Source organism: Staphylococcus rostri (assembly GCF_002902145.1).
GTDB lineage: Bacteria > Bacillota > Bacilli > Staphylococcales > Staphylococcaceae > Staphylococcus > Staphylococcus rostri.
The window spans coordinates 20,930-39,338 of sequence record NZ_PPRF01000009.1; the positions used below are offsets into that span (position 1 = coordinate 20,930).

Here is an 18,409-nt window from a genome sequence, read left to right on the forward strand (position 1 = left end):
TTAACCTCATTTATAGTGTATTCGCCCAATTACCATTTTCAAAAATTGCTTCTTCTTGACCGTCAGCAGTAATGCCGTAAATATTCAAGTCCGCACTGCCAATCATAAAGTCAACGTGTGTTAAAGAGTCATTCAAGCCATGTTGTGCCAACGTTTCGTCGTCCATCTCCGTACCACCTTGAATGTTGAACGCGTACGCAGAACCTAACGCAATGTGACATGATGCATTTTCGTCAAATAACGTATTGTAGAAAATGGTATTGCGATTAGAAATTGGCGAGTCGTCAGGTACTAACGCAACTTCACCTAAACGGCGTGCCCCTTCGTCTGTGTCTAACAGTGAACGTAACACGTCTTCACCTTGTGCCGCTTCAAAGTCAACCACACGTCCTTGTTCAAACGTCAACTTGAAACCATCAATAATCGTTCCATTATAGCTAAGTGGCAACGTATTCGACACATAGCCATCAACTTGTTGACAGTGTGGCGCTGTAAACACTTCTTCTGTCGGGATATTTGCCACAAACGCTTGACCATCTGGTGTGTAGCTCGTTGGCTCTTCCCAAATATGATGTTCCGGTAGCCCAATACGTAAATCAGTCCGTTTCGAAACAAAATGTAACGCTTGATACGCTTTATCGTTCAGCCACGCCGCTCTGTCTTTTAATTGTTGTGTATGTACGCGCCAGTTTTCAACCGGATCATTACCATCGACGCGCACAATCGCAAGTATATCGTCTAAAAATCGATCAAATGCAGCTTGGTCATCTAGTTCAGGATATACTCTTTTCGCCCAATCGATGGATGGATAAGCCGCAACGAGCCATGGGAATGCATTTTTTTGTGATTGAATCATGTATGGCTTGAACGCTTGACCGTATCGTAATTGTGTCGCCTTTAATTTATCTGCATCAATCCCGTTCAGTAAATCGGGATCTTCTGTTAACAAGGCTAAGTTGCTTGCCCCACGATTCGCGTAATCCATACGTTCATCAACATCATAGGCTTTGACTTCTTGTTCAAAGAAAGATTGTGGCTCGTATTCATAAGCATAGCGTTTTAATTGTGGATCAGCATATTTAACACGCACATCTGACGCACCCGCTTCGTATGCTTCTTTAACGATACGTCGCGTAAAATCAACCGCGTCGACCGTTGTACGGATGAAAACGGGTTGTCCCGGTTGTACATTCATACCGACACGTACTAATAGTTGTGCATATTGTTGTATTCTCTCATCTCTTGTCATGTTACCCCTCCTCTTATGGTTGACGAAGTGCGCCTAATGCTTCAGTGATACCTGACATTTCTTGAGGTGTGAACGTTTGTTTCGACGTCACATATTCATGAATCTCGGCTATTTCTTCGCGATGTGTCTCGGCGTATTTATCAGGATCGATTAAACCTTTATTAACGAGATTTAAGCGATCACGAATTTCTGTAATCATTGTTGCGATATCTTTTGTCATCATTATCACCCTCTCATCCCATTATTTTAACAAAGTGGCTATATTTTGGAAAATTTTTACCAGAATTACTTTAGAATTGTTTTGAAAAAGGATAAAATGGGCATATAAACGAAGATATGGAGGATTGAAAATATGACGACAGTTGCTTTTATATGTCTCGGTAATATTTGTCGCTCTCCAATGGCTGAGGCGATTATGCGCCAACGTCTCAAAGATCGTGATATCACGGGTATTGATGTTACGTCTAGAGGGACAGGTGATTGGAATTTGGGACAAACCCCACATCAAGGAACGCAAAAGATTTTAAAGACACATGGTATTCCTTTTGATGGGATTATCAGTGAGCTTTTTACAACTGAAGATCGCTTTGATTATATTATTGCAATGGATCAAAGCAACGTGGATAATATAAAGCGTATCAATCCCAATCTAACGGGACAACTTTTTAAGTTACTTGATTTTAGTGAGATGACAGAAACGGATGTGCCTGATCCTTACTATACGAATAACTTTGAAGGCGTCTATGACATGATACAATCATCATGTGATCGATTAATTGATTATATTGTAAATGACAGAAGGGAGCAATAAACTATGAAAAACAAATTGGTACCAGGTATTTTAATTGGCGCGGCAATCGGTGGTGCGGCAGCATTGATTGATAGAAACACACGTCATTCTGTTAAAACATCTATTCATAATGTGAAGACAGGTCAACGTTCAAGCCAACCATCAAAAGTAAATGAACTTGTGAATGAATTAAAATACTGGAAAGACACAATTGATGAAATTCGTCGCAACAACCCAGAATTAGAACATTCATTAATAGATGCGAAAGATACGTTAGTTGCACGTAAAAACAACAAATTAAATTAATAGCACGCAGGTTGAGGTTGGGACAACGGAATCTTCTTAGAAAAATGAGCTTCCCGTTTCTCCCCCAATGCCTATGGTTGCTCACTATACGGGTATTACAATGGGGGTGAGATATTGGTATAGAATGTTAAAAACACGCTTATTATGCGATTTTCATTCTACGTCCTATCTCACTCTCTTGATATGTGCTATTACTTTGAATTTAAACAACACTATATTAATAAGGAGTAAATCTATGTCAGAAAAACAAGATACGTCTGAAGGGTTCGTGGATAAGCTTAAAGACAAATTACATCACGATGACAAAGCTGATCAGACAGATAATCACCCTGATCGTAAAGGCGATGCAAGTGGAGAAATCCATGAAGAACATCATTTTGTAAAGCCACAACCTTTCCAATCAAAAGAAGCACCTAAAGACAACGAAACATTCTTTGTCTCGCGTATTAATAAGCCGGTCAAATATTCAGACCGTCCGAGCTTTTTCAAATACTTAATTTATCGCATTAGTAAAGATGATGCTTCAGGATTAGCGGCACAACTTGCATACTACTTTATGTTATCGCTTTTCCCAATGTTAATCTTTATTTTATCACTCGTACCACTTTTCAATATTAACCGTAAGACAATTGTTAATCAGATTTCAGAAAATGCACCTGCTGATGCGGCATCTATTATGACAGGCATTATCGATGACATTATGGGCAATGCCAGCGGTAGCATCTTATCAATCGGTTTGATTCTTGCATTATGGACAGCATCAAATGGTATGACAGCAATGATGAATGCCTTTAACGTTGCCTATGACGTTGAAGACAGTCGTAACTTTATCGTATCAAAGGCGCTTGCTGTGTTGTTCACATTGATTCTTGGTATTACATTGCCAATTACAATGGTACTCTTCACATTCGGCGAACAAATCGGTAATTTGCTATTCGGTCCACTTGGCTTGGACGAACAAGTACGTTGGGTCTTTAGCTTATTGCGTACAGCGTTACCTGTTATTGCTATCTTTATTGTTTTTACAGTGCTATACACGGCGGCACCGAATGTCAAAATCAAACTTAAATCAGTACTTCCAGGGGCACTTTTTGCTACTGTGGTATGGATTTTAGGGACACTTGCATTTGGTTATTATGTATCAAACTTCGGTAACTATTCTAAAACTTATGGTAGTATCGGGGGCGTTATCGTTCTCATGTTATGGTTATACATCACCGGTTTTATCTTAATTATCGGTGCTGAAATCAATGCGATTATTCATCAACGTAAAGTGGTTAAAGGTAAAACACCTGAAGAACAAACATATGATGAACTTGAAGAAGCACATGAACAAGATCTTGCTAAATCGTATAACAACTACGAAGATGATGATACACAAGCAGCTGATAAACAAGATGATAACAACAAGCAAGATCAACAATCGCGTGTGACAACGACGGAATCATCAGAGACTTCTAGTTCGACAGACAGCACGCGAAAGGAATATACAGCACCTGACAAAGTTGAACGTGACAACGATGGATACTCACGTCACATTAAAACAACGAAAGACGAATAACTACATTTAACACCCTTTTAGGAGGCGTCATCATGACATTACTATCAGACATATTAACCTACAATAAAACATTTGTTGCCAATAAAGAATATGAAGCGTATACCGCAACAAAAGTACCCGCTAAAAAAGCAGTTTTAGTAACTTGTATGGATACGCGCTTACAAGATTTATCAACGAAAGCGCTTGGCTTTAACAATGGGGACCTCAAAGTTGTCAAAAACGCTGGTGCGATGATTACGCATCCTTATGGTTCAACTATGCGTAGTATCTTAGTCGGTATCTATGCTTTAGGTGCAGAAGAAGTCATTATTATGGGGCACAAAGATTGTGGCATGGGGAATATTGATGTAGATGAAGTGATGCGCAAGATGGCGTCACGAGGTATTGATGCGCGCGTCTTTGAATTACTGCAATATTCAGGTATCGAAGTCGCGAACTTCTTAAAGGGGTTTGAAGATGTCTATGAGAATGTGCGTCATAACATTCAAATGATTTATGATCATCCATTATTTGATGGAAATGTACCTGTTCACGGTCTTGTAATTGATCCACATACTGGTGAACTAGACCTCATTCATGATGGTTATGCACATTTATCAGAACAATAAATGTCAAAGAAGACTGGAAATGACTTTTTATCATCATTCCAGTCTTCTTTTTTTGTGTTATTCAATTAAACCGTGTTGAAATGCATATATAACCGCTTGTGTACGGTCTTGTACTTCCAATTTACTCAGAATGTTACTCACATGCGTTTTTACTGTTTTAATCGTAATGTGTGACGCACTGGCAATCTCTTGGTTAGAATACCCTTTCGCAATCAGCAATAAGATTTCCATTTCACGTTCTGTTAACATTTCATACAGTTCCGCACGTTGTTTCATACGATTACGCATTTTAACCAATACTTCCGCTTCAAACACTGACTCACCTTGGCTCGTTTTACGTATCGCTTCTGCAATATCACTTGCACTCGTCGTCTTCAGAATATAGCTGTCTACACCTGCATCTAATGCACGATACACTTCTTTATCCTCTATGTAACTCGTCAGCATAACGACTTTAATTGATGGCAAGTCTTTCTTAATTTGTGTCGTTGCTTCTACGCCGTCCATATCTGTCATGACGAGGTCCATTAAGATGACATCTGGATGTAGTTCATGCGCCTTTTCAATCGCTTCTCGTCCAGAGCCCCCTTCACCTACTACTTCAATATCACTTTGTGTCGATAAATAACTCGAAATCCCAATACGGACCATCTCATGATCATCCACAAATAATACTTTAACTGTCATATTGTCCCTCCTTATCTAATGGTGCTTTTACTTCAATTCGCGTGCCTGCATTTGGTAACGATACAATATGGAATGTTGCACCGATTTCCGTCGCACGTTCTCTCATATTTTTAAGTCCATAACTTTGTTCCATCTTATCATCAGGATTAAAGCCAATACCATCATCTTGAATGCGCAGTAACAGATAGCCTTCACGATTCAGCAACTCCACACTCACCTGCGTACCATTCGCATGACGTAGCGTATTCGAAATCGCCTCTTGTGTAATACGGAAAAGATGATCTTCAATGCCTTTTGGTACATCAAAGTTATCAATCTCATACATCACTTTCATCGGTACTTTACGCTGTAAGTCCGTTACTAATGACTCAATGCCTTCACCTAGCGTCTTATCTTTCAAACCAATCGGTCGTAAATGAAGCAATAGTGCGCGCATCTCTAATTGTGAATCCTGTACCATTTTTTCCAGTGTTGGAATTTGTTGATCCAATGGTGGCGCAAGATCCGTTTCTTTAATGGCTGATAACATCATACTCGCCGCAAATAGTTGTTGCGACACGCTATCATGCAACTCACGTGCCAAACGTTGACGTTCATCTTCAATAATTTTCTTCACTTTTAAATCATTCATATTGTATTGTTCATTTGTTAAATTCTGCGTTTTAATACGCAACTTGTGCAACTCTTGATTGAGCGGTACAAGCGTTTGATACAACGTAATCGTTTCATTATATAATTCGATTTGATGATCATTGATACCCACTGTTTCTCCTTGAATGGCGCGTTCAATCTGTTCTTGTAACCAATCATTTTGCTGATTGATTTTATACGCAATGATACTGCCAACAAGGATACACAAAAATACAACAAGTAAGTTCAAAAATAGAAAAACGGGAATACCGAATATTTGCTGATAAAACATGCCTTGAAAAAAGATAATATTTACAAACACTTTATCGATAAAGAAAAAAGCTGTAAACATCGCATATACCAAAATCAACATGGCTCCAATCGTACGCACGTAGTGATTCATCGGAAAATCACCTCAACGTCGCCTAATAACGTAGACGCATAAATATTAACGGTATAACTATCCGATTTTTGTGACGTGTGCAATGCCATATTCGTATTTTCAATCTTGTGTCGCTGTTCGCCCATCACGACCGTGCCGTAAAAGGCCGCTACATTCAAGTTCACTTGGTAGTTCAATGGCACAATAATTTGGACCTTCCCAATTAAATGGCGCACGACAATCGTATTTTGCGCTTTGAGATTCGCCGCCTTCGTCATATCTACGTGCACGTCACCGATACCGTGTTGAATTTGTAAGTCTTCCCATTTATAGACGTAAATAGGTGTTTTTTGCTCGCCAAACCACTTTTGTTTAATAAATGTGTGGCTGTGTCCTTCGTCTTGTGTTGCGATAATTGATAGTGGACGACGTTTGTATTTAATATAACGAATCGCCACAATAAACATAAAAATAAATAAAATGACGAGGGTATATTTATTAGATAGTAAGGTAAAGGCAATCATTAATGCCCCTATCCAAAAACAGAGCAACCCGCGCACTTTATGAAAATATATATAACCGACATACATCAAAATACTGCCCAATACGAGCACAAACAAGAAACCAATCTTCTCGAAAAAGATGTAGTAGAAGTTTGCGATCACCATCAGCGCAGTAAAAAGTATGAGTAGCTCAGTCGAAATATATTTTTGCGTCATATTTCCACCTTTCTAGTATGCATTAACTAACGTTCTTAATAAGTGACATTCACACTTCGTATATGCTTTGTCTGCATCAAGTTGCGAATAGTAACTCTCTAATTGGGCATACTCACTTTCTATTTTATTCAATTCTTCTTTCAGAGATGCCATTGTCGCATCGTATATATTTGATGCTTGATCAATATGATATTCATCCATCAAGCTGATATATTTATTTTCTAACTCTAACATGCGTCTGTCAATCATTAGCTGTGCTTGTGACTTTTTACGTTGAATATAGCACATCGTGTCATTGATCGATTGTAACTTCAGATCCAACGACGTTAAGTATTGATAGAGTCCTTGTTGATAGCATTGTTTTAAAAAGCGTTCGATATATGTCTTCATAAGTTGTATCATCTGGTATCACCTCATCTGTTAATACCATTATAAAAAAGCTCCGTAACCTTTGTAATAGGCTGCGGAACCATTTTATCTTAAGACTAAAGACTGAACTTTAGTTAGATTCGTCTAATTTTGTTGTTAAAATTGGGCCATCTTTCGTCACAATCACAGTATGTTCAATCTGTGCCACATAACTTTTATCTGATGTTTCAAAAGCCCATTCGTTTTTACCTTCTGTTACAAACGTTGCATTTGAAGAAATGAACGGCTCAACAGCAAGCACCATACCTTCTTTTAACAATGTTTTTTCATGAGGGTCAAAGTAGTTCATAATGTGCGCAGGCGCTTCATGTAACGATTGACCGACACCATGACCTGTTAAGTTTTTGATAACTTTCAAGCCATTTTTGCGTGCCGTTGCGTGCACTGCTTTACCAATTTGGCTTAACTTGCTACCAACCTTCACTTTTGCCATTGCTGCTTCAAACGCCTCTAATGCGACGTCACATACTTGTTGTTTTACAGGATCATCTGTTTCACCAACAACAAATGAAATACCTGTATCCGCATAGTAACCGTTTTTCAATGCAGATACGTCGATGTTCACAAGGTCACCTTCACGAATCACTCGTTGGCTTGGAATGCCGTGTGCGACTTCTTCGTTAACACTGATACACGTTTGACCTGGGAAGTTTTCATCGTGAATTGGCGCTGATAATGCCCCTTCTGCTTCGAACATCTCTTTCGCAATGTTGTCTAATTCTTTCGTTGTGATGCCCGGCTTCGTTGCGGCTTGCATAGCGTCTCTTACTTTTGCACATATCGCACCAATTTCTAATAAAGCTTGGCGTTCTTCATCCGTTTTTACTATCATGCTAATCCCTTTCCTTTTTACAATTTGTATACTGTACTTATTATAACAAAATTTTTTTGATATACTAGAAGTAAGTACAAATCAGGAGTTACGCGTATGAAAATGAAATGGTATAAAAAAGTTGTAGGTGCCCGTACCATTAAGACTGGGCTTGCTACATTTTTAACAGCATTATTCTGTCTTTCGCTCAACTTAAATCCTATCTTTGCAATTCTATCAGCTGTTGTAACGATTGAGCCTACCGTTAAAGCGTCGATTCATAAGGGATACAAACGACTCCCAGCCACTGTCATGGGTGCGTTTATCGCCGTCGTGTCGACCTACTTCTTCGGTGACGACTCTGCAATAGCTTACGGGCTAACAGCAACACTCACAATCATTCTCTGTATTCGTTTTAACCTACATCCTGGTATTCTTGTCGCAACGTTAACTGCGTTGGCAATGATACCTGATATTCATGAAGACTACATCTTTAATATTGTTTCACGTCTATTAACAGCCATTATCGGACTCGTAACAGCTGGTTTGGTGAACTTTATGGTGCTACCACCTAAGTACTATGAGCAGATTGAAGAACTAATTGAGTCATCTGAACGTCAGATTTATTTCTTATTTGATGAGCGTATGAAGGAATTACTTATCGGACATTTCCAATCTGAAAAAAGTGATAAGCTGGTCGATCAATTGCACGCTTGCAACACGCGCATTGAAGTGTTGTTAGGCTATCAACGAGATGAACTTAAATATCATAAATCAAAAAATCGCTCGGATGACTGGATGCGACTGCGAAAGCTAACGAACCGTGCACATGAAAACCGCTTGTTACTGACACACTTGTCGAACATTATTTATTTGCCACAAGATGCGATGATGGTGTTTACTAACGAAGAAAAAGAAGCGATTATTTCAATTTCACAGCGTATCGATCAAATCTTTCAATGTGGGACATTTAAGCCTGAACGTAAAGCGGCATCTACATTGAAAAACTCTGTTAAAGGTTTAAATGAGTTTGACACGAATCAAATTAAAAGTCATACGATATATGAGATTTTGTTAATTTATCGTATTTTAATGCTGCGTTATCGTGTGAAATAAAAAAAGACGGAATGGCTAATCATGCCATCTCACCACAAAAGGTGTAGAACCAAATAACGTCATGACATATAAAAAAACAGCGCTTATCTCGATTACTATAATCAAGATAGGCGCTGTTCTATTATTATTTTTTATTTTTTTCAGCACGTTCGACTAAAACTTGCTTTGCTTGTTCTTCTGCAACATTGTCGATATGTTCCGGTTCAAACGGAATGCCTTTACGTTCTGCAGCAGCACGTAATAAGTAATCTGTCATCTCATGGTTTTTAGGTAATACAGGTCCATGTAAGTACGTACCAAGAAGATTTTTGTAATGTAACCCTTCTTGTTGCTCTGTATCGTTGTTACCATAACCATACGTAACGTGACCTAACGTATTATATGAATGATACGTACGTCCACCATGATTTTCAAAGCCCACAATCGTTCCAAATTGCTCACTTTCAATGACAATATCACCCGTGAGACGTTCTTCCTTAGATTCCGTATAGAAGTCGAGAATGTGTAACCCTTCTAATTCTTTGCCATCCAGTGTCACATATTTCTCACCTAAAAACTGGTAACCACCACATACGACAAGTCCTGGCAAGCCATCTTCAATCGCCGCTTTTAACTGTGATTTAATCTTTGTTAATTCTTTCGTCGCAATGGCTTGTTCACGATCACTGCCACCACCGATAAAGAAAATATCCGCTTCATCTAAGTTAATACCGTCTGTTTCATTCACATCGACAACACGAATTTGAATATTACGCTGTTTCGCACGATATTTTAACGCCATGATGTTACCAATATCACTGTATAAGTTCAGCTTATCGGGCATAAAATGAAATACTGTCAACTCATGCATGTCCATGACCCTCCTTAAAAGAACGCTCTAACTGATCTAACATCGGCGCAAGAGACGTATAGTTAGGAATTGCGACCGTCATACTTGGATAATCCATCGTCATTGCAGTTGCTTTATGAATATCTCTCTCAACAACAACTGGGACATCCACTTCTGCCAACTTCAAACGTAATTGAAGCTCTTCAGCACGGCTACCTGTCACAATAATTGCTTCAATATCTTGATTTTGTAGCTTTTCAAAATCTGCGTCATAAATCCATGATGTGTCACGACCATCTGCTGGAAAGTCATTTAAGCTAAATAAATACACTTTTTGACCTTCTAATTGTTCCCCTGTTGCAATAGAGGCATTCATACCTGCCGGGTTTTTCGCCAAGTTAATGAGCGCTTTCTTCTGATTACGCTCGAAATACTGCATACGACCATTATCTGACGTATATGTCTCGAACCCTTTTTGAATTGCTGCATAATCTAAGCCTAACTCTCTTAAAGCCGCATACGCAGCAAGCGCATTGTACGCATTAAAGTCACCCGCAATTTTCATATTGAACGTTGCGCCATTGACCGTCATATTAACAAATGGTGTCACTGAGAATGTTGACACGGCGTAATCTGCATCGTGGCGTTTAAAACCACATTGACAACTATAATGACCGAGTTGGTTGTAATGAATATGATCGTATACTAAACGCTCTCCACAATTTGGGCAATATCGGCTCTCATTCATTGATGATTGTTCAAACGCATGGGCATTCGCGTCCATACCGTAATACGTCACATTGTCACTCGCAATCTTCAAACGACTCACAAATGGATCATCCGTATTCAAAATCAATTGGATCCCTTTTCCACTAATAGACGATAAAATTTTATTAACCATAATATCTATTTCACCAAAACGGTCCATTTGATCACGGAAAAAGTTCGTGAAGACCATCTTAGTAGGTGTCATCTCTGTTAAAACACGCGGGATAGAACCTTCGTCAATTTCTATCACAGCAATTTTCGTATTAGGGGTAGATTGCACGATAAATGCAGACGTAATACCTGCTGCCATGTTCGCCCCTTCATTGTTATGAATAATTGGAATACCATTTTGTTTCAATGTATGGCCGATTAAGTTCGATGTCGTTGTTTTTCCGTTCGTACCACTTACAAATACAACTTCATCTACCTTAGCCGCTAAAGTTCTTAGAATGTTTGTATCAACTTTTCTGGCAACTTGTCCAGGCAAATCCGTCCCTTTTTTACCAACAGCACGACTCGCCTTTCTCGCAAGCTTTGCCAATGTTATCGCTGTCCATTGTCTCATTAAACTTCTCCTCCATTTTTACCTATTGTATTATAACATGTAGCCCGTATTTATGATAAACAAAACTTGTATTTCGCATATCCGTTGCAATCAACTGATGTAAATGTGTAAACTAGTAATGAGTACTTTTTAGGAGGGAATATCATGTTAGACCAAAAATTATTAGATACACTCAATGACCAAATGAACCATGAATTTTTTGCTGCACATGCTTATATGGCTATGGCTGCTTATTGCGATAACAACTCATACGATGGCTTTGCGAACTTCTACATTGAACAAGCGAAAGAAGAACGTTTCCACGGACAAAAAATTTACGATTACATCAATGATCGTGGGGAAAAAGCTATTTTCAAAGCATTACCAGCACCAAAAGTAGACTTCAACTCAATTTTAGAAACGTTTGAAGACGGTTTAAAACAAGAACAAGACGTTACAAGCCGTTTTTACAACTTATCTGAAATTGCGAACGAGAAGAAAGACTACGCGACAATTTCATTTTTAAACTGGTTCTTAGATGAACAAGTTGAAGAAGAATCAATGTTTGAAACGCATATCGATTACTTAAAACGTATCGGTGACGACTCAAACACATTGTACTTATACGAAAAAGAACTTGCAGCACGTACTTTTAACGAAGAAGCATAATTTTGTAATATGTAGAAATCCGGGGTGTGCCGTTGGGTAGCACCCCTGTTTCATTTGACTGGAGTTGATTTAATATGCCACAAAATGCCTATATCGCACTTGATTTTGAAACGGCAAATTATAAGCGTACGAGTATTTGTTCGGTTGGTATGGTTAAAATAATTGACCACCAGCTTACGGAATCGTTTTACACATTGGTGAATCCAAATGATTTTTTTGCGGCGCCTAATATTGAAGTTCATGGTATTCAACCGAATGACGTTGTTAATGCTCCTATTTTTAAAGAAGTGTATCCTTATATGCTAGATTTTATGGAGTCATTGCCGATTGTCGCGCATAATGCTGCATTCGACATGTCCGTACTTCATGCAAGCTTAAAAGCCGCGCATATCCAAACACCAGACCTTACATACTTCTGTTCATGTCAACTGGCGCGTCGTACGGTTTCATCACAGCGCTATGGTTTAAAACATATGATGCAGTATTATAACTTAGACTTTCATGGCCATCATGATGCGCTGAATGACGCCAAAGCGTGTGCAATGATTACATATCGTTTGTTACAACACTATCCGAACTTACAAAATGTACTGGATATTTATGGGAAACAATTGCGTGATAAAGACGCATTATAAAAAGTCGTAAATCGTCATATTGCGAACTGATGCGTCTTGCAAGCTCCCAACTGTGACACCTATCAGACGAATTGGCACATCTGGGTCTTTCACATCATGATACAAATCGTATGCAACTTGATAAATATCATTCGCACTTTGTACTGGCGTCTTTAAGCTCTGCTGTTTCGTATGTGTTACAAATTCATTCGTCTTAATTTTAACCGTCACAGTATATCCCGCTTTTTGAAGCTTTTCTAATCGCGCCTCAATCTTTTCACACAACATTTCAATTTTACGCAAAATCTCATCGTCCTGGTTCGTATCTACTGAGAACGTCCTTTCTGCTCCTACACTTTTACGAATACGATTACTTTTTACTTCTCGTTCATCTTTCCCACGCACACGATCATATAAATATTTCCCTCTTTTACCGAATAAATAAATGAGATCTCGCTCCGTGCGTTGATACAAATCTTCACCGGTATAAATCCCTTGTTCATGCATCTTCTCTTTTGATACTTTCCCTACTCCTGGAAAATCACCAATATCTAATGACATCAGAATCTCATGTACATTTTGATATGTAATGACCGTTAAGCCATTCGGTTTGTTCATACCGCTTGCTAACTTCGCCAAAAATTTATTATAAGAAACGCCAGCACTTGATGTGAGTCCTGTTTCTCGCCAAATATCATAACGAATCATTTGCGCAATTTGGGAGGCTGACTTATTCGGTTTGACAAGCGCGGTTATATCTAAATACGCTTCATCCAGTGACAACGGTTCAACTAGCGGCGTGTATTGATGAAAGATGTCCATAATTTGTTGTGAGACAGCGCGGTATACTTCAAATCTCGGCGTTATATAATAACCGTCGGGACACAACTGATGCGCCCGAGACATTGGCATTGCTGAATGTACACCCATTGCACGTGCTTCATATGACGCCGTCGCAACCACACCACGCCCACTTGCTTTACCACCAACAATCACCGGCTTCCCTTTTAACGTAGGATTATCTCGCACTTCTACTTGGGCATAAAAATAATCCATATCAATATGGATAATACGTCGCTCTTCCATAAGTCACCTCCACTTTTTAATACGCAACTTCTTTATCTTAATTATACAAAATTGTATTAATGGCAAGCTATTATTCTGCCATGGCTAAATAGCGGAAAATAAGGAAAAGCAGTGGATTTAACATCGCATTTTCTAAAAGATTCTATTATCCCACCCCAGCAAAGGTGAGTAGGTATGAAAATTATGACATTCCCGCTTAAAAGATATAGAAGCAAAAAACGGTAACCCCGTTAATAGAGGTTACCGCTTTATGATTGAAGCTATTGAACTGGTTTCGTTACAAATTCGCTTAGTCTTCTTCGCGACGTTTACGTCTTGTTAATCTTGCACCAGCTAACAATGTTAAGAATCCGAATGCAGTTACGAATGGATTGTTTGTATTACCTGTTTCTGGTAATTCTTTATCCATAGCTTTATCAGCTTGTTTCATATCTTTCGCATCTTTATCTTTCATTGTTTCAGATGGTTGATCCATACCTGGGTTTCCATTACCTGGGTTTCCATTACCTGGGTTTTCGTTACCTGGGTTTCCGTCACCTGGGTTTCCGTTACCTGGGTTTCCGTTATCTGGGTTTCCGTTACCTGGGTTTTCATCACCTGGGTTTTCGTTACCTGGGTTTTCGTTACCTGGGTTTTTAGGTTGCTCAGGTTTATTTGGTTCTTCTGGTTTTTCTGGTGTTGTTGGGTTTTCAGGATCTTCTTTCAACTTGTAGATGTAAGTAACATCTTTATTACCTTTACCAACTTTACCAGTTTCTTCGTCGCCATCTTTCACTTTTACAAGTACATAGACTTTGCCGTCTTTACCAATAATTTCTTTTGGAATTTCTTCGCCATTTTCATTCGTATTGTACTCAGTACCTACTGGTGATTTTGGCGTATCCACTGTTGGATCCTTAATCACGTTGCCATCTTCATCCACATAGTGAACTGTGATAGAACCTGCCGGTACATATGGTACTGGCGTATCTTCTTTCGGATCTACAGGTTTTGGTGGTTCATAACCTTTTGTTGGATCGTTTGGATCTTTTGGTTTTAATGGTTGTGTAGGATCTTTTGGATCTACTGGAATGTAACCATCAATATCTGGAATTGGTGGATTATCCGTTGGATCTTCCGGTGTCTCATCGTAATCGATTGGATCGATTGGGTCACCTGTATTTGGATCTACTGGTGGGTTCAATGGATCGTTAGGGTCCGTTGGATTTTCCGGATCTACTGGAATATACGGAATGTATTTACCAGGATCTTCGTTTGGTACTTCTGGTGTTGTTGGATCTTCAACTTTTTTGTACACATAAGTGATTTCAGTTGTGCCTTCTACGACTTTACCTTGTTCGTTACCTTTTGTAAGAACTGGTACTAATTCGTATTTAACACCGTCTTTTGTGATTGTAGTAGGTTTGTTGTCATCAGCTGTGTTGTAGTCTGTACCTGTTGATGTTTCAGGTGTATCTACTGCATCATCCGCAATAACATTACCCTCTGTATCGATGTAGTGTACGATTACGTCACCTTTCACTTCTTTGTATACATAAGTGACTTCTGTTGTACCTTCTACAACGCTACCAGTTTCAGTACCTTCAGTTTTTTCTGGTACACGCTCATACGTTTTACCGTCTGGTGTTGTAATTCTTTCTGGGCGGTTATCAGTAGTATCGTATGGTGTGTCAATTTTACTTCCTTGCGTATCAACTTTATCATCCGCAATTGTGTTACCTTCTTCATCAACATAATGAACGATTACGTCACCAGTTGGTGCTTCAGGTGTTGGCTCAGGTTGAACTGGCGCTTCAACTTTTTTGTACACGTATGTTACTTCTGTTGTACCTTCTACAACGCTACCAGTTTCGTTACCTTTAGTAAGTGCTGGTACTAATTCGTATGTCACACCATCTTTTGTGATTGTGTTTGGCTTATTGTCGTCAGCTGTATTGTAGTCTGTACCTGTTGAAGTTGTTGGTGTATCTGTTGCGTCATCCGCAATAACATTACCTTCTGTATCGATGTAATGTACGATTACATCACCTTTTACTTCTTTGTATACGTAAGTGACTTCAGTTGTGCCTTCTACAACGTTACCTTCTTCTGTACCTTCAGTTTTTTCTGGTACACGTTGGTAAGTTTTACCATCTTCAGTTGTAATTTTTTCTGGACGGTTGTCAGTTGTGTTGTAAGGTGTATCTACAGGTGAAGCTGGCGTATCAACAACAGGATCTTTGATGACATTACCGTCTTCATCTTTGTAGTTAACTGTTACTGTACCTTCTTTAACAACTGCAGTTTTTTCTTTGTAAACATATGTTACATAGTTTGTACCTTGAGTTACTTTACCAGTTGGCTCAACACCATTTACGTCAGATGATGCATAAACATCTCTTAACTTACTTGTTGTTAAGTTACCTTGGTCAGAAACTGAACCTACAGTATAATCACCTGCTGGAACAAGTTCATATGTCTTGTCGCCTACAGTGATTTCTTGTGGACGGTTATCTGTAACTGTATCGTAGTCTGTATCAACATCAACGTCAGCCACGTCTACTTTTTCTTGTTGAAGGACATTACCGTTAACATCAACGTATTGAACGATAACTGTACCTTTATTGATTTGTTCAGGGTTTGTTGTTTCTACAGGGATACCTGTTGCAGTCGCATCATAGTTTAAGCGAACTGCTCTAGAAGTTAAACCATCTTCTCCTTGTTGGACTAAATCAGGTTTTGTGTCACCGTAGATGAGACTCTTTGCATTTGGCATTTCGAAGTTACTTAATGGTGTGCCATCTGGATGTGAAACTGTAATTGTAGAGTTGTCAGTACTTCCTCCAACATCAACAAAACTATCTTTATCAAAATTAATACCTAAACGTGAAGATTTACCTTGTTCGAAATCTTCCATTGGGTTTTTGAATGATGTCACAATACGACCTGGTTTAGTGTAATCACCATGGAATTTAAGTGTAATCGTACGTTTGTCGTCTGATATACTTTCGATTGTATAGTACATATTATCTGGTGTGACATATAATTTTCCATTATCTGCATTTGGGTGTTTTTCTTCTGTGCCAATGTCTTGAAATGGAATATAATATACTGGTAATTTTTGACCAATTTCTAATTTATCGACATCCCAAGTATACGTGTTTTTATTCGGATCTGTTGGTGATGAGACTGTTGTTACGAAACCATCTGGCATACCTCCGACTTGACCAGAAAGTACCACAAGACCTTCACTAATTGTTTCAGTTAAGAAGCCAATATCTGATCCCGGTGTATTTGAGCGATAATCATAAACTGTCGCTTCCATGCTTAAATATGCATGTAATTTTTCACGATTTCCAGTATCATACTCAATCTCATTTCGGTTCCCAAATTGATCAGTTACAACACCTTCTAGCCCAGTATTAAAATGGCTACGTTTGAAATTAGCTGAATTTGCATCATCCCATGCTGGTTCAGTGTATACGCTTGTGTATACAGTTTTGTCATTAATTTTAACTTTAAACTCTGTTGGACGATCAACAGTTGCTGCTAAAGTTTGTTTAGATCCACTACCTGATATAGTTGCACTAACATCCTTCAAACCTTCAACAGCTTCAGTAAATGTAACTTTATATTTAATTGCCATTGTTGTTAAAGTACTATCATTTTTAAGGTCAAAACGTGTCGGATCTTCTGAATCTGTAGCTTTAACGAAGTCACTTTCATAACTTACACGTTCAACATTTGCGATAACTGTACCTTCACCATCTGTTTCGCTAGATTTTATACGAAAAGTTCTTGGTAAAGCGATTGGTACGTCTTGTGTTTCCACATAGAAGTAATCCCCTTGGTGCAATGGTTGATCACCGAATGAGAATTGAATGCTTGTACCATCTTTGTTTTTAATTGTAGGTGTTTCGCTTAAACCTTCGTGTGAACTCACTACTGTTACTTCAGGTGTTACTTGTGTACCTGTTGGTGCTGTTTGTGCAACAGCTTCTAAAGGCGCACGGAAGTATGTGCCTGTCGGAATCGACTCACCTTCATTAGGGAATGCTTCCTCACGTGTTGGTGCAGAAACTTTTGTTGTTGTTTCTGTAGTAGCAGGTTCTGTTGTTTCAGTAGCTGCTTTTTCTTCTGTTGTTGGCTCTGATACAGTTTCAGTTGGAGTTGCTTCAGTGCTATTTGTTTCAGATGCTGCTTCAGTAGTTGCAGGTTCTGATGTTGATTCTGTTGTTTCTGTAGCAGCTGTTTCAGTTTGATCAGCTGTTGGGCCGCTGGTTCTGATGTTTCAGTAGCAGTCGTTGCGACCGGTTCCGAATCAGTTTCAGAAGTAGTTGCAGTTGCTGCAGAATCAGGATCCGTTGATGTATCTGATGATGTATCAGCTGCTTGTGTTTCAGCCGATGCATCCGTTTCACTTGCTGAAGCTGAGTCAGCACCCATAATCAACGCTGTTCCTAAAAGTGCAGAACATACACCAAAAGAAAACTTACGGATTGAGAAACGGTGTTTTTGTTTAAATAACATATATTTCCTCCTTTTGCATTAATATTAACAATATCAATTAGCAAAATAATTTATTCATTAGATATTATCTAATTACCTAAAATATAATCTCAGATATTTAGC

The 18,409-nt window shown here is 38.8% G+C and carries 19 protein-coding genes; 7 read left to right on the plus strand and 12 right to left on the minus strand.

The genetic code is table 11. The features are described 5' to 3' along the window. Positions 1–10: 10 nt before the first annotated feature. Together CD122_RS00985 and CD122_RS00990 are read right to left on the minus strand one after the other, a co-directional pair. Positions 11–1,249, minus strand: a complete 1,239-nt coding sequence (locus CD122_RS00985) for an aminopeptidase (protein ID WP_103357160.1) — start codon at positions 1,247–1,249, stop codon at positions 11–13. A gap of 13 nt (positions 1,250–1,262) precedes the next feature. Continuing rightward, complete coding sequence (locus CD122_RS00990) at positions 1,263–1,469, minus strand: DUF1128 family protein (RefSeq protein ID WP_103357178.1); 207 nt, start codon at positions 1,467–1,469, stop codon at positions 1,263–1,265. Between the two features lie 132 nt (positions 1,470–1,601). Between CD122_RS00990 and CD122_RS00995 the strand changes: the two genes are divergently transcribed. The 4 genes from CD122_RS00995 to CD122_RS01010 all read left to right on the plus strand — a co-directional run bounded on the left by CD122_RS00995 (position 1,602) and on the right by CD122_RS01010 (position 4,514). Next, complete coding sequence (locus CD122_RS00995) at positions 1,602–2,060, plus strand: low molecular weight protein-tyrosine-phosphatase (protein ID WP_103357161.1); 459 nt, start codon at positions 1,602–1,604, stop codon at positions 2,058–2,060. Between the two features lie 3 nt (positions 2,061–2,063). Next, positions 2,064–2,345 carry a hypothetical protein gene (locus CD122_RS01000; protein ID WP_103357162.1) on the plus strand — a complete coding sequence of 94 codons (282 nt, stop codon included), beginning with the start codon at positions 2,064–2,066 and terminating at the stop codon, positions 2,343–2,345. Between the two features lie 235 nt (positions 2,346–2,580). Beyond that, the gene (locus CD122_RS01005) at positions 2,581–3,906 is read left to right on the plus strand and encodes a YihY/virulence factor BrkB family protein (RefSeq protein ID WP_103357163.1); all 1,326 of its coding nucleotides are present in this window, start codon (positions 2,581–2,583) and stop codon (positions 3,904–3,906) included. A 32-nt stretch (positions 3,907–3,938) separates the two neighbouring features. Further along, the gene (locus CD122_RS01010) at positions 3,939–4,514 is read left to right on the plus strand and encodes a beta-class carbonic anhydrase (RefSeq protein WP_103357164.1); all 576 of its coding nucleotides are present in this window, start codon (positions 3,939–3,941) and stop codon (positions 4,512–4,514) included. Between the two features lie 57 nt (positions 4,515–4,571). On the opposite strand, the gene vraR is transcribed toward CD122_RS01010, so the two are convergent. The 5 genes from vraR to map form a co-directional block, all read right to left on the minus strand. Further along, positions 4,572–5,201: a response regulator transcription factor VraR gene (vraR, locus tag CD122_RS01015; protein ID WP_103357165.1), complete on the minus strand. Its 630-nt coding sequence runs from the start codon at positions 5,199–5,201 to the stop codon at positions 4,572–4,574. Further along, positions 5,191–6,234, minus strand: coding sequence for a sensor histidine kinase (locus CD122_RS01020; protein WP_103357166.1), 1,044 nt, complete (start codon positions 6,232–6,234; stop codon positions 5,191–5,193). The genes vraR and CD122_RS01020 overlap by 11 nt, the downstream gene beginning before the upstream one ends. Then, entirely contained in the window at positions 6,231–6,932 is a 702-nt protein-coding gene (vraT, locus tag CD122_RS01025) for a cell wall-active antibiotics response protein VraT (protein ID WP_103357167.1), read from the minus strand. The genes CD122_RS01020 and vraT overlap by 4 nt, the downstream gene beginning before the upstream one ends. Positions 6,933–6,944: 12 nt before the next feature. After that, the gene (locus CD122_RS01030; protein WP_103357168.1) at positions 6,945–7,334 is read right to left on the minus strand and encodes a hypothetical protein; all 390 of its coding nucleotides are present in this window, start codon (positions 7,332–7,334) and stop codon (positions 6,945–6,947) included. Between the two features lie 97 nt (positions 7,335–7,431). Then, positions 7,432–8,193 (minus strand): type I methionyl aminopeptidase, encoded by a 762-nt coding sequence (map, locus tag CD122_RS01035; protein ID WP_103357169.1) that lies wholly within the window; start codon positions 8,191–8,193, stop codon positions 7,432–7,434. Between the two features lie 96 nt (positions 8,194–8,289). On the opposite strand from map, the gene CD122_RS01040 reads away from it, so the two are divergent. Further along, positions 8,290–9,288 (plus strand): FUSC family protein, encoded by a 999-nt coding sequence (locus CD122_RS01040; protein ID WP_103357170.1) that lies wholly within the window; start codon positions 8,290–8,292, stop codon positions 9,286–9,288. A 124-nt stretch (positions 9,289–9,412) separates the two neighbouring features. On the opposite strand, the gene gatD is transcribed toward CD122_RS01040, so the two are convergent. Next, on the minus strand, positions 9,413–10,138 hold the full coding sequence (gatD, locus tag CD122_RS01045) for a lipid II isoglutaminyl synthase subunit GatD (protein ID WP_103357171.1): 726 nt from the start codon (positions 10,136–10,138) through the stop codon (positions 9,413–9,415). Beyond that, on the minus strand, positions 10,131–11,450 hold the full coding sequence (gene murT, locus CD122_RS01050; protein WP_103357172.1) for a lipid II isoglutaminyl synthase subunit MurT: 1,320 nt from the start codon (positions 11,448–11,450) through the stop codon (positions 10,131–10,133). Before murT ends, gatD begins: the two co-directional genes overlap by 8 nt. Before the next feature lie 144 nt (positions 11,451–11,594). Here murT and ftnA point away from each other — a divergent pair, with 144 nt between their 5' ends. Beyond that, entirely contained in the window at positions 11,595–12,098 is a 504-nt protein-coding gene (gene ftnA / locus CD122_RS01055) for an H-type ferritin FtnA (RefSeq protein WP_103357173.1), read from the plus strand. Between the two features lie 74 nt (positions 12,099–12,172). Then, positions 12,173–12,733 (plus strand): 3'-5' exonuclease, encoded by a 561-nt coding sequence (locus CD122_RS01060; protein ID WP_103357174.1) that lies wholly within the window; start codon positions 12,173–12,175, stop codon positions 12,731–12,733. Here the strand turns inward: CD122_RS01060 and dinB are convergent. The 3 genes from dinB to CD122_RS01075 form a co-directional block, all read right to left on the minus strand. Next, complete coding sequence (dinB, locus tag CD122_RS01065; protein WP_103357175.1) at positions 12,728–13,798, minus strand: DNA polymerase IV; 1,071 nt, start codon at positions 13,796–13,798, stop codon at positions 12,728–12,730. The two genes, CD122_RS01060 and dinB, sit on opposite strands and share 6 nt — an antisense overlap. 289 nt (positions 13,799–14,087) lie before the next feature. Next, the gene (locus tag CD122_RS01070) at positions 14,088–17,720 is read right to left on the minus strand and encodes a MucBP domain-containing protein (RefSeq protein WP_103357176.1); all 3,633 of its coding nucleotides are present in this window, start codon (positions 17,718–17,720) and stop codon (positions 14,088–14,090) included. 56 nt (positions 17,721–17,776) lie between these two features. Next, positions 17,777–18,307: a YSIRK-type signal peptide-containing protein gene (locus CD122_RS01075; RefSeq protein ID WP_103357177.1), complete on the minus strand. Its 531-nt coding sequence runs from the start codon at positions 18,305–18,307 to the stop codon at positions 17,777–17,779. Positions 18,308–18,409 lie beyond the last annotated feature (102 nt).